Origin of the sequence: Ensifer sp. ENS08 (genome assembly GCF_014852195.1) — a bacterium.
GTDB classification, from domain to species: domain Bacteria; phylum Pseudomonadota; class Alphaproteobacteria; order Rhizobiales; family Rhizobiaceae; genus Ensifer; species Ensifer adhaerens.
In genome coordinates this window covers 132,670-144,813 of record NZ_JACVBF010000014.1, presented here as the reverse complement: position 1 = coordinate 144,813, position 12,144 = coordinate 132,670, and the positions used below count along the sequence as shown (strand labels likewise).

The window sequence follows — 12,144 nt, the reverse complement described above, 5'->3', positions numbered from 1 at the left end:
TGGAGCATCTTTTTCCAACGGAGAAGGAACAGAGTCAATCATGGCGATTTCCGAGCGATGGCTTGCGGCCGAAATGCTAGCTCAGCCGACCGCTTAGATCTCATTCCGAGCTGATCCAGGGCTCCGCCAAGGCGCGGCGCACGTGCGCGACTTAGCAAGCGGCCGCGAATGCCAACATCGTCATACTCCGAGCCGTGCCATACCGACTTACCGGATTAGGCAGGCCATACGCACCGAGGTCGGCCCCGAGCCGAGTCCGGTGTGACGAGCAACTCGGCATCGTCCGATCGTATGCGCCCGGGCGGCCTGTCGCGTTCATTTAGATGAAACCGAAAGCGGATCCCGTTTGTAGCAGTGTTCAGACGCTCCCGCTGAGGTGAACTCGGCCAACTTCCTTAGCATGCTCCCGCACAGGCTCCGGCAACTCGCCTTCGGACGTTCTATTTTGAAGCGTTACAAATCAAACAGCAACTATAAATTGTATATTTGATTGCAGACTCAACTTTTGAGGACATAACTCGACGAGCGAAAAGCCCGAGTTCTGGCAGTGAAAGACGACAGCCGGATTTGAGAACGACGCCTCCACTCGAGATCATGGGGACCCTCCAATGAACGCCGAACATTATGCGCAGCTAATTCAGTTTACGTGGCAATACCTCGGTGCAAAGCAATATTTGCTCCAAGGGGATCTGCAGGCAGTTTCACAAAGGATTCCGAACCTTGGGCTGACTGGAACGGGCATCTATTCCCTCTGGATCAAGACATCCTTCCAGAACAGCCACTACGTCCCCACCTACCTCGGTTACACATCGCGGCCGATACGCACCAGGTTGGCCGAGCATGCGCGCTTCGGAAAGATCCGCGAACTTTATACGGGTCTTCCAGACGGAGCATCCACTGCAGGCGGAGTAGGCATACTCGCATTGGAACTACCCACGCCCATGGCGCGCGCCATGGAATCCGTTTTTCTCGAGGCGTTCGACTTCGCGCAGAACACCGCTGACAACCTGCTGTCGCGCGCTCTAGTTCCCTGGAATGCCGATGCCGATCTATCCGAGGATGCCCCGATGCCGCAGAACGCATCGGACATCGAGGCCTTCAACGACATTCTCGGCGCGATCTCCGACCAACTCCAAGCGCTGCAGCAACTGCAGTCACGATTGAACGAGTTGAAGGGCTAGGCTGCTTCGCCGCCCTCCTCCACTCCACGAAACCGTCTGCAGACGCGTGCGACGTTCGTTCACGCGCTGACAGCGCCTGCTCCAATCCAACGTGAAAATGAGGAAAACGTCATGCCCAGCAATGAAGAATCCAACGCTATCGTAACCGTCGACGACCGCGAATACAGCCTGAGCAAAGTGCCATCATTTGACGACCCGCTCGTTCAGAAAGAGGCGAAGGCTGTCCTTGGACAACTGAGCCTCAAGGACGTAACCCAAAATCTCGACCTGTCTGTCGAGCTTTTCCATGTGGCCTACAACGGTGTCGCGGGTGCAAGGGGCGGCACGCTGCAGGCGGATATTGCGGGACTCCAAAGCCGCCTCGCTATGCTTTGCAACGACTGCGTGGTGACCATGACCACGTTCGAGACAGAAACCCAGAACATCATCGAACTGCTGCAGCAGACATACCGCTGGCTGACAAAAGGTCAGGAATCGCTGGCAATCAAAAAGCTGGCGCACTGCAAAGACTCATCGAGCAACATGTCGAAAAAGGCGGGTGACCTCGCAGACAAGTTCAAGACCCTGCAGGTCGAATCCAGCAAAGCGAAGTCGAACACTATCCTGGAGGAGGCCAGCGAACGCGATCGGCTGCTCGCGGCGCAGAAGGCCGAACGCGAGACGATTGCAAAGCAGAAGGCTGAACAGGTCAACCAGGAGGAGCTGGTCGGTCAGATCTCCAATGCCCAAACCCTCTACGAAGAGGCCAAGAGCCGGGAAGAGAAGGAAGCGACCAAGGCGCTGGTGATGGGCGTGGTCGGGGCGATTACAGGCGCCATCGGAGCGGGCCTCGGCGCATTTACGGCTTCTCAAAACCCGGTCGGCACGGTTCTGAACAAGGCTGGAAACGCCATCGAGAAGAACGATCGCATCGCATCCGCCAAAACGGGTGCCGACGAGGCCAAAAAGCAGTCCGATGCCGCTCAGAAGCAGTTTATCGAGGCCCAGGACCAGCAGTCTGGCAGGAAACTTGCCCACGACAAGATTAAGTCGGAGCTCGACGCATTGAACGAAGCCGTTGGCAAGATGGAGCAGGACAGCAATGTCAAGGAAGCCGACCTGTCGGCATTGAAGAAGAAGCGTGACGCGAAAAAGGAAGAACTCGCGGCCGTCGCCTCCGAACTCGAAAAAATGTCGACGAAGGTGCAAGCGCTAGAGAAGAGCGCCGACGCGGCGAACAAGGCCTACGCAGCGGCCGGTACCGCTCTTAAGGACCTGGCGGCCGCCACCAATCAGATGGCCAGCAACGCCGCCAGTGCAGAGGACTCGATCCATGAGGAGAAGATGAAATTTCTCAATCAGAAGATCGAACTCGAAAACCAGAAACGTGCATCACTCGTGGCGTTGGCCGGTTACGCCGAGTCCTTGAAGAACATCAAGATCGAAGAAGGCAATGCGACTTTGTCCGTAGACTCCCTTCATAGCGCCATCGACGCTCTTGGGAAGATCATCGGCACGCTGACGAACGCATCTCTCTTCTGGGACCAGATGTCGAACTACTGCAGCCGCATGACCGATCAAGGTTTCCAGAGAGACATCCAGGACCTCAAGGAGCTCGACAAGGAAGACCGCCTCGCTGAATACGGTGCTCCGGAATTCATGAGGACGTTCCTGGTCTACATGTGCCAGTGGGTCGCTCTGAACGGCTTGTCCGGCGACTACCTGAAGTCCGCCGGCGTCGCCCAGGCAAAGGCCGTCAAGTACCTGCAGGAATCTCCGACCATCGAAGAGGCGATCCGCCGGGCTCCCGAGCTTGCGAAAAACCTCAGCGTGATCGTCGAACATGACCTGTCGGAATCGCGTCGAGCAACCATCGAACTCGAACAGCAACGCGCATTGATCGAGCAGGCTCGCGCCGCCTGATCGTCCCAGGAACGAAGGGGTTACAACAATGAACAACGTTGCGATCAAGAATGAACCCGCAGACCCGCAGGTAGTGGAATTCAAAACTATTCTTGCGAAGCTTACGGAAGCCACCGACCTGCTGAAGAACCAAAAACAGGACGAGGCCGAGGCGACGGTTGCCGCAATGTCGGACGCGGTCGATTATCTGTTCTCCCAGGCCCAACTCGGCGAGCGCATGTATGCCAAGGAACAGCAGGTCACTTCGGAACTTGTGAAATCGATCATCGCGGACCTTGGCCTGCTCAACGAGAAGATCACCGGAATTCAGCAGGAAATCGCCGCCGTTAGCGTCGAAATCCACAAGGATGAGCAGAGCGTGGAGTTGCTCAACCAACGGATCGGTCAGCTCATCAATCAGATGAGGTCGGCAGAAATCGAACTCGCGCATCATCGCCGTAAGCTGGACGAACTGAACGATAAATCTGCAGGCAGCATAGTCAGGTCCATCTTCTGCCTGGGTCTCGACCGGGCGATCATGGGGATCATCACCCTTGTCGACAAGGACGAGGCAAAGATCCGCTCGCTCACAGACGAACGCGATAGATACCGCCAAGAGCGTGAGAGGGACGAAGGACAACTAAGCGCGACCCGCGACCTGCTCGCCAGCTTGCAGGGACAGCGCGACGAGTACACCCGGACAATCAAGCAGCTGGAAGCAACCGAGGACACGCTGCATCAGAACGAGAAGGCCGCGCGCCGCAAGCTGGCCTTCTTCACCGACATCTCCCTCTTCTACGGAAAACTGCAGGCCGTCTGCGATGGCATCGGAACCAACATCGCCTCGATCGCCGACGTCGTCGAGGAACTGAACGATTCCCAACCGCGTATCGTCGACATCGACGCTTCCGGCTCGGAACTCATTTCGCTCAAGGCAGCGCTTTTCAAGTTCGACGCCATGCTGGGCGACGAACCGGTCGATGCCCTCTTCTGAACTTCCAAGGGGCGGTCCAACCGGCCCCTTCCACGTCCACCGACGTCAATCATTGACCCTAGAGAGAAGGAAGTCGAAAATGCGCACGGTTCGCAATCCTCCGTCCTTGATCCCCCAGGAAACGGGAAGCTGGTGCTTCGCCGCCGCCGAGGCCATGGTCCGCGCCTATTACAGGCTGCCAACGCTGTCGCAGTATGAGATAGCCAGGGCCAGCACTGAAGCACTATCGCGAACCGGCACCAGAATTACCGAACAATGGGAGATGGCGCGGGCACTCGACGACTCCATGGGGGTCGCGGAAGACGGCGGGCGCAACCTAAACAGCAACGTCGTGCAATTGGTGCGCGGTCAATGGAACTCTTTCAGCCAGGAAGTCGCCCGCGCGTACTTCATCAAGGACCCTCAATGGGATGACATTCGCCGAGAAATCGAGAACGATCGCATACTGGTTGTCGGCAACGCTAATCATTATTTCGTCGTAATCGGGTACTCCGAAGAGGACGGTGTCCAGGAGCTGCTGGTATTGGATCCATTGCCAGTAGGCAGGGGCGGGAACCGTTCACTCCTTTCGTTCGACGAGCTGCTGTCGATCGAGGGCCATGCGTGTATCGCTTTCCGTGAGGATGCCTGAAACCTGACTCTGGATTTCGAGGACCGTCGCTCTCGGTGGCAATTGGCCAGCTTCTGAGCCAGAGCAACGTATCGACTATCGCGAGATCGCACAGATTCCGGCTCGTCGGCAGCCAATGGTTCCTACCAACGGCAGAGAGCTGCGTGAGGCTCCAGCATCGCCGGAGTCTCACGCCATGCAGTTGCGTTCAGAACGGCCGAACGTTCTCCGCCTTCGATTTTCCAGTCTTGCGATCTTGTCCGAGATCAAACGAAACTGTCTGACCCTCTTTCAGGACATCGCCGTACTGCAGCGCGGATACGTGAACGAATACGTCAATGCCGCCGGCGTCCGGTGTAATGAAGCCGTAGCCTTTGTCCGCATTGAAAAACTTCACCTTGCCCGTTGTCATATTGCCCCTCCTCTGTTGGCGAGGTTGAACGGGTAGCCCATTTTCCGCACCCTGCCAATTCGAGCCGCACTGTGTCGGCCGAGCGGTTTGGGCCACCGCTCCTCGCTTGGGTGTTCCCTGTTCAGAATGGCCATCAGTTTAGAAGCAAGCTCCCGCGGCCAGCCTCGATCCAGATTGTAGTGTTCGTTGATAGCGGCCAGTGCATCTGGGAGAAGACGTTCAGCTACTCGGCTCTTCAGCATCAAATCCATTCGTAGATCGACGCCGTGGTCGCGGGCCCACTCCTCGACAGCCGGAAACAAGAGTCGGTCATCACCGAGCTCGACCGTTATCGGATAGCCGGTACTTTGGGACAGCCTGTTCAGCGCCTCCATGATGGCCTCGTTGCTCCAGCTTCGCCGTGGCGCAAAACAAAGACATGTGCGTGGTCCGACGTCAAACACGCTCAGTACCTCAAGCGGCGCACCGGTTGCGCGGCACTTGATGATGTCCAAATTCCAAACTGCATGCGGCATCAGTTCTTTCGAGCTTTCGCTGCTCGGATCGTAATAGCTAGACATGTTTCACCTCATCGATTTTCGCGTGTGGCTCCTGCTGGTCAGATATGTTTTTAGGCTTCATGTCACACCTCACCTTTCTCTCCGGGGTTTCTAAACTCACAGTTACACACCGCCTGGTGATCGTTCGATCGCCAAGTTCTCTGTCTCCCAGGACGCGGACGCCTGGGCATTGTTAGCATCTCAGCCCGCTTCGCTATTCCAGCGAAGCTCCTGGGTCGATGAGGGTGCCCTCTGATTGGGCACTCGCCAGAACATCTGCGATTGGCTTGAAATGGCTGCGACTATTGCTCTTGAGCAAAGTCGCTCGTTCGACCAGCAGACACCTCGCTAGCCCACTCCCCGTCTTGAGTTGGCGGTGTCCGTCTTCTGTTTTCGGATGAGGCCAATCAGCCAAGTTCAGTGATACGAGCTCCCGCAGGATTCGGTCCCAGGTACCGTCCTCGATCCAAATCTGAAATCGACGTCTCAGGTGTCCTAGCCGCCCGTGAACCTGGCCGAATGAGCGCCAGGTTCTGCCCGAACGGAGAACAGCGAGCATATTCTCCAAATCGCGACGGTTCTCCTGGTCGCAGGCGCCTCTGGATCGGATCAAAGAGGAGAGGAGTGGCTGGAGTTTTACCCATTGAGCGTCGGACAACAGCGAAGGCATCGGTGGCTCATGCTCGTCGAACGCCGTTCGCAGCCAGTCGAAGTCTATCGATTGGCGGAACCACAGGAAGCGCTCGCGACCTGGAAGCTCGAGCGCAGGCAACACACCGCGCTGGGCCAGCGCCTTGCGCAGGGAATAGATGTCAATGTCGCAACCACTGTCTCCGAGAGCCGCTTGGATTGCAGGCGTCGAAATGTATAGTTCAGCAAAGCGGCGAGCCTCGTCGATAGTCGGCTTGTCGGAAAGAAGCCCGTACTGGATGGCCAAAGTGATAGTATTGTGGTTCTCACCCGCTAAAAGGGCCACCTCGCTTTGCACAAGGTGAACATCCCGTTTGTCATGAACATAATTCGCTAATCGACTAATATGCTCCACTGCGAGAGACGTCATGACGGCCGATAGCCTTCCGCGGATCTGCCATACCGGAAGCTCGCCCGCCAGAATGGCTTTGAATATCGCGCCCCACCGCGCATTCAGCTCTCCACCGAGCCGATTGATGCCGACAGTGATACGGATCGCGCATTTCGGCGGCTCTTCAGGCCGCGCCGTATTCATGACACGATGGATTAAGGCCTCGAGACTATCGCTGTGATAGTAGGCCTTGCCGGACGACAGGGCGACGATCGGGCCCCTCTCCCGTAGGATCAGACCTTCCTCAGCCAAATCAGCGACCGCTGATCGAGGTATTCCCAAACGAACTGCCGCATTCGTCGACGGACGGAGCTTGTCTTTCAGTGCAAAGGCCCGTTCGAGTTCCGACGCCTTGAGTAGGGTAGGCCCTTTGCCACCAGCTGTCCTTATGACGGTAAAGTCAGGACTGGTGGCAATCTGGGTTGCTACAAATTTCCGGGTGCGTCCCACCAATGTCGCCGCCGCTTGCGTCGTCACCAGGTCGTCGCGGTGGCGGTTTTCTGCACGCCTGACCGTAGGAAGCCGCGAGGCGCTGCTTTCCATGTTCGCGTCCAACTCCTGACGCAGGAGTTTCCGAAAATCGGGATGAACATGCGGATCCATCGTAACCGATAGAAGTGGGCCCAGCTCTTTGTGGATCCCAAAAAATCCCGCCCGTCGTGGTGCATCCGCACGGATTTCCTCAGCGATCGCCTGGATCGTTTCCGGCCAGTCAATGAGTGCGCGGCCTACGCGCGCAAGTAGATCCGGCGTAAAGCGCTTGTAGTCTTTCGCAACGAAGGGCCTGTTGAGGGTTCTCCCACGAAAATCCGAAGGCGTGGTGACCGCACAAATTATTGCTATCCCACCCTCGAACAAATCTCCTCTGTCGAGCTTCGACAGGACTGGAGCTGCCGACTCCGATATTCGCGCCCTGAGGACCGGGCTTGGATCGATCAGACCGGTAAAATAGTCGAGTGCCGCCTCATCGCGAACATGCACAATCCGTTGCGGATAGTCCGCTAAATCCACACCGCCTCGGACGAAGCCCTCATCGTCCAATTTCGCGCAGCACGGGCAATGAGATACTCCCAGGGTACGCGTGAACGTGAACGGAGCCTTGCACACAGGGCACGCGTCGAGCAACCGTTCTCTGCTCTCCGGATCAAAAGGCAGAACTTTGAGCCGCCAGATGGTCCGGAGATAAGAAGAAAGGCGTAGCGAACGTGGTGCCACCCGGAAGCGGGTCCATGCCAGATGCACAGAACGTAGAGCAGTCCCAAAAAAGCTGATCCAACCTGGTCGGTCTTTCACCGGGGTCGGCCAAATCGCGTCCTCCAAAACTGAATCTGCAAAGTCTCCGAAGAGAGCTGCTATGCGTTGCCGCTCATAGGGGGAAGTGCGCCCCAAATCACCTGTAAAGAACTTTCGCACGCCCAAAGCACGCAATACGTCGAGAGGGCCGTCGTAGGAGTTCTCGCTTGCGGCACGAACGATCAGTTCAACAATGCCCTCGCCCACTTGGGGCGCCGACGGAATGACGAGCCTCGGGCAGTCAGACCGAGCTCGCGCTGTCACCTGGGCGCTCATGTCTTGATCACCTTTACTGAACGGGGATTGACGAACGGATTGTAGTCGATGACTCCCTTGGGGATCGCCCATTCGTCGGTAGCCTGCACGAGATGATCACGCGTTATGCAGCGGGCATCCTGTTCAAAGGCAATTATGCTAGCGAACAGCACAAGATTAGAGACAGTCCCAATCCTCCCGCCCGAAACAATGTGCAAACACGCGGGGATATCTCCATTGAGAAGATCGGTTTCATCTTCGAATATTTCGTGCTGATGCAACTTTAGACTCAGGCGACCACAATATTCGAGAAAGATCTTTCTCTCTTTGGGCTTCATCAGATCAAGAGGTTTAAAGTCCAGCTCGTTGATACAGCGCTCCGCCAACTGTGGGTCTCCGAAGAGGTGATGCCTCGCTTCTGGAATTCCCACAAAAACGATTGGAACAAGGCCACGGATCAACATTACCTTCATGGTATCGGTGACCGGGGTCGCATCAGACACAGCTGTGGACCGTTTTCGTCGCCGATCCCCGGAAAGGTGCTGGATCTCATCTATAACCAGAAGCTCAGTGCCACACTTGCGCATGAGATCATAGACGCGCCTTTTCATGGCCCTTTTCATCGCCCTGCGGGTACGGGTCTCCAAGCGCAACCAGCACATCCTCAACAAAAGATTTCGTCGTCGCTTTAGCCGTAAGCGTCAGATGCAGAACCAGCTTCTGCTCTTTTGCGATTGCTTCGCGACCTAAATCTTTGTCGAACAAGCCTGCTTTGATCACCTCATCGACGACTTTGGTATGTATGTAGGTCAAAACGCTCATAGATTTCCCCGATTGGGCGGGCGCAAAAATCGAGATGAACTTCTTGGGGCTCTGCGGGGACGCGCGTTTGGTGCCCCTCATGGTGTCAAACCACATGTGCGCCTCCTCAAGCCGAGGATGCTTGATCCGAATGCAGTCGAATTTGCTCATTATGTCACTGATGGAAATTGCGCCGGACATGCGAATTCCTCCTCAATCGAGATCGTCCGCCAGGCGGCGGAGCGCGGCGTTAGAATCCTCAACCATCGTCGCGACGCGAGGAATCTCCACTGACGGGACTATGGCGCGGGGACTAGGCGACTTCGCCTTCGCGGCTTTTCGTTGACGGGCACGGACGGAGGCACGCGTTGCCTTCTTTCCACCTCGGCGGAAGCCCTTCGCCGCAAACCCCTCGTCCTCCCGGTACTTCATCGCGACGTCTACGAACAGGTTGCAGCCGTCCATGCCGGTGACACTAGGTTCTTCGTAGCTCTCAACGATAGCGTCACCGGGCACCAGGCGCATTTCGCTGTGGTAGGCACGGGCTTTCTTGCGTGCTTCGCGATAGGGTCCGGATTTGGCTTCGGACTCAAGGCGGCGCCGGAACGCAGCGCGCGCCGCGCATTTCTCTTCGTCCGTATGAAAAGCCAGGTTCTCCCGTTCGGCATGCTCGCGAATGAGCTTTGCCGTGCGCCAGGAACATCCGGAGGAGAATTTTGCATCGACGTTGGGCAGTCGAACAAGTCGCTTTCGATGGTAGTCCCAGATGTCAATGAAGGAACAATCGGACTGGTCGACCGCAAACTGCACAATCACCGTGCCGGTGCTGAGCGGAGTGGCTCGCTGATCTCGGGCTTTTGAGTAGCGAAGTAATGAATCGAGAAGGTCCGAGGTCAGCACAGGATCGTGAAACCGCATCCCCTTGTAAGTGATCCCGTGAGTTGTAAGCCAAGCCCTCCGGATACCGCCGAACAGACGATCGACCATATTAATATCGTCAACGAGATGTCGATGCCCTTTCGCCACCCCTTCGCGCCACTCCTGCGCCCGAGCGCGGCCAGTACCAGCGCTTGGCTCCATGTGGAGACAGGTAACGACGAAGTCCCACAGTAGGTCCTGAAGCACCTCGAGTGAGAACCCCTCTTCCTTCTGCGGCGTCAGACCGCGCAAAGACATCTCGAACGGCTTGTATGGAATGCCGCTTTTCATTCGATGCCAGATGCCGTCATTCAAAATCTTAAACGTCACCTCGCAGATGGCTTTGTACTCTGGAGTCTTGACGGGTGCCCACTCGACACTGATCCCGACGTTTTCGCAACTGGCCTGGAACGAGGATCCAGCATTCTCCCACGCGTTGTCGACGAGCGCGGTGCCTAGCTTGCCGTGTCCGTCGGTCCCTCCCTTGTGATACCCATATTTGGCAATGAGGAAATCTTTGCGACGGATGACCTGCTTCAACGCTTCCATGATCGTCAGCAGCGACGGGGGCTCGAACGTCAAAATCGCCGCTAAAAGCATCCTTGATTTCACGTCAACCGCAATCGTAAGCCAGGGACGCTCTTTTAGAAGAGTCTCACCGGCCTCATCGGTTATCGGAGACCAGACATCGACACGAGTGGAGTCGAAGATTACCCTCTCAAGAATCCGTTCAGCTTGAATGGCGGGGTTGGTGCCGCGGTATCGCCGCATTGCCGCGCGCTTTCCCCATTTTCTTTCGTACAATTCCGCGGTCGCCGCGCCATGAATCCACAAACGCACCGTCTCTCGGTCGGGGCGCGGCAACGCCGGGAGCCCATTTGAAACCCGGCGCTGTGACTCGCGATCAACTTTCTCAAGAAACGTGTTGATCGTGTCGCTGATCCGGATGGTACTGCCAGACCTGGCAGTGTAGTAATCTTGGATTGCCTCCTCCTTCAACTGAAGGATCGCTGGCGGCCATCGCGCCGCTGGCTCCTGCGTGTAGTAATCTTCATAGTAGGACAATACAGTTCTGTTGCCGGGTTCACCGATTTCCAGCGCGCGCGCGACCGTGCTTCTGGAAGGCAACCAATCAAAACCCTCTTGAGGCGCAACCTTTCGCAGTTCACGAAGAAGTCGTGGCACTGACTTCCTGCCTGTCTGCTCATCATAATGGGTCACGACGAAACACAACGCCCGGGCACGTGCGAGCCGCTGCGCAACATCCTGTCGTGCCTTCCGCTCTGTCTGGCTGATCAACGTCTCGTTTGGATCCTCTACTACCCGAGGGTCGAACCCGACAGTCTCCAAGCCATTCCTGAGGTGCCGGACACGGATCGCCTGGCCATTGTGGCGCATCGCCACAAACTGGTGCTCTCCCATCTTGAACTTGCGACCAGTTTCGCGGTTCTGGAAGACGAGCATGCCAGAACGCTTTTGCTCAGTGAAATCACAGCTGACTTCGCGTCTCCTGATCGTCAAGCGATATATCTCGCCAACTTGGACGTCGCAGTCCAACATTGTCATCGCTCCCGCTCTATCAGCGCTACTCGGCATTGGTCGCGCGGCGCGGCGATTTCGATGCACAGGACCCGATCGAAATGAAGGGCGCTAATACACGCCATGGCATTGGGGGAACCGCCTAGCGCGTTGATCAATCTGGAAAGAAGCGAACATCCACCCTGATCGGTCAGGTAGTCCTGGACAAACAACCTGTCAGTTGTCGCCACTTTGCAGAACCTGTCTGCCGCAATGTCGCGAGCGAAGGCGAGATCGACACAGTCGATACCCTCGCTTCGGTGGACTACGGCGAAGTAATACCCAAGTCTCCGATAAACTTCCTTCGCGAGCTTAATCTTGGACTGGTAGCGGGGATCATCGTTCCTTGGGTCGTCGTCATTTTTAATCTCGAGGACTAGGCGCGCAGCGCTGGCGCTGAGAACAGGCTTAGGGTCCCACGCCATCGCAGCTACCGCCAAAGGGACACCGGAACATATTTCCCGGGCGAAGGAAGGCTCCGCTACTAGTTCGAGGTCGGGAATATAGTGAAGAGGAGAAGGCTCTCCCCTCACAAAAATGTCCAAGCGGTGCGGCTGCGACATCACTTCCGAAACACGCCACGACACATCGTTTAGAATTA

10 protein-coding genes are annotated in these 12,144 nt (G+C 56.6%); 4 read left to right on the top strand and 6 right to left on the bottom strand.

The features are described from left to right. Positions 1-608 precede the first annotated feature (608 nt). The 4 genes from IB272_RS25245 to IB272_RS25230 all read left to right on the top strand — a co-directional run bounded on the left by IB272_RS25245 (position 609) and on the right by IB272_RS25230 (position 4,687). The gene (locus IB272_RS25245; protein WP_192445359.1) at positions 609-1,181 is read left to right on the top strand and encodes a hypothetical protein; all 573 of its coding nucleotides are present in this window, start codon (positions 609-611) and stop codon (positions 1,179-1,181) included. 111 nt (positions 1,182-1,292) lie between these two features. Then, a complete protein-coding gene (locus tag IB272_RS25240) occupies positions 1,293-3,083 on the top strand; it encodes a hypothetical protein (protein ID WP_192445358.1) in 1,791 nt (596 codons plus the stop codon). A gap of 28 nt (positions 3,084-3,111) precedes the next feature. After that, complete coding sequence (locus tag IB272_RS25235) at positions 3,112-4,056, top strand: hypothetical protein (RefSeq protein ID WP_192445357.1); 945 nt, start codon at positions 3,112-3,114, stop codon at positions 4,054-4,056. A gap of 79 nt (positions 4,057-4,135) precedes the next feature. Beyond that, positions 4,136-4,687, top strand: a complete 552-nt coding sequence (locus tag IB272_RS25230) for a papain-like cysteine protease family protein (RefSeq protein ID WP_192445355.1) — start codon at positions 4,136-4,138, stop codon at positions 4,685-4,687. A gap of 187 nt (positions 4,688-4,874) precedes the next feature. Here IB272_RS25230 and IB272_RS25225 read toward each other — a convergent pair whose 3' ends face one another. The 6 genes from IB272_RS25225 to IB272_RS25200 all read right to left on the bottom strand — a co-directional run bounded on the left by IB272_RS25225 (position 4,875) and on the right by IB272_RS25200 (position 11,525). Continuing rightward, the gene (locus tag IB272_RS25225; RefSeq protein WP_192445353.1) at positions 4,875-5,078 is read right to left on the bottom strand and encodes a cold-shock protein; all 204 of its coding nucleotides are present in this window, start codon (positions 5,076-5,078) and stop codon (positions 4,875-4,877) included. Next, on the bottom strand, positions 5,075-5,638 hold the full coding sequence (locus tag IB272_RS25220; protein ID WP_192445351.1) for a universal stress protein: 564 nt from the start codon (positions 5,636-5,638) through the stop codon (positions 5,075-5,077). Before IB272_RS25220 ends, IB272_RS25225 begins: the two co-directional genes overlap by 4 nt. 193 nt (positions 5,639-5,831) lie before the next feature. Next, positions 5,832-8,198, bottom strand: a complete 2,367-nt coding sequence (locus IB272_RS35635; RefSeq protein ID WP_192445349.1) for a transposase — start codon at positions 8,196-8,198, stop codon at positions 5,832-5,834. 65 nt (positions 8,199-8,263) lie between these two features. Further along, positions 8,264-8,857 carry a TniB family NTP-binding protein gene (locus IB272_RS25210; protein ID WP_192445347.1) on the bottom strand — a complete coding sequence of 198 codons (594 nt, stop codon included), beginning with the start codon at positions 8,855-8,857 and terminating at the stop codon, positions 8,264-8,266. After that, positions 8,838-9,248, bottom strand: coding sequence for a hypothetical protein (locus IB272_RS25205; RefSeq protein ID WP_192445345.1), 411 nt, complete (start codon positions 9,246-9,248; stop codon positions 8,838-8,840). Before IB272_RS25205 ends, IB272_RS25210 begins: the two co-directional genes overlap by 20 nt. A 12-nt stretch (positions 9,249-9,260) precedes the next feature. Continuing rightward, on the bottom strand, positions 9,261-11,525 hold the full coding sequence (locus tag IB272_RS25200) for a DDE-type integrase/transposase/recombinase (protein WP_192445343.1): 2,265 nt from the start codon (positions 11,523-11,525) through the stop codon (positions 9,261-9,263). Positions 11,526-12,144: the final 619 nt, after the last annotated feature.

What these genes read in the sequence shown, in the direction of transcription:
- IB272_RS25225 (WP_192445353.1), bottom strand. Translation starts at nt 5,078, where the DNA reads ATGACAACGGGCAAGGTGAAGTTTTTCAATGCGGACAAAGGCTACGGC.
- IB272_RS25200 (WP_192445343.1), bottom strand. Translation starts at nt 11,525, where the DNA reads ATGTTGGACTGCGACGTCCAAGTTGGCGAGATATATCGCTTGACGATC.
- IB272_RS25235 (WP_192445357.1), top strand. Translation starts at nt 3,112, where the DNA reads ATGAACAACGTTGCGATCAAGAATGAACCCGCAGACCCGCAGGTAGTG.
- IB272_RS25205 (WP_192445345.1), bottom strand. Translation starts at nt 9,248, where the DNA reads ATGTCCGGCGCAATTTCCATCAGTGACATAATGAGCAAATTCGACTGC.
- IB272_RS25245 (WP_192445359.1), top strand. Translation starts at nt 609, where the DNA reads ATGAACGCCGAACATTATGCGCAGCTAATTCAGTTTACGTGGCAATAC.
- IB272_RS25220 (WP_192445351.1), bottom strand. Translation starts at nt 5,638, where the DNA reads ATGTCTAGCTATTACGATCCGAGCAGCGAAAGCTCGAAAGAACTGATG.
- IB272_RS25230 (WP_192445355.1), top strand. Translation starts at nt 4,136, where the DNA reads ATGCGCACGGTTCGCAATCCTCCGTCCTTGATCCCCCAGGAAACGGGA.
- IB272_RS25240 (WP_192445358.1), top strand. Translation starts at nt 1,293, where the DNA reads ATGCCCAGCAATGAAGAATCCAACGCTATCGTAACCGTCGACGACCGC.
- IB272_RS25210 (WP_192445347.1), bottom strand. Translation starts at nt 8,857, where the DNA reads ATGAAAAGGCGCGTCTATGATCTCATGCGCAAGTGTGGCACTGAGCTT.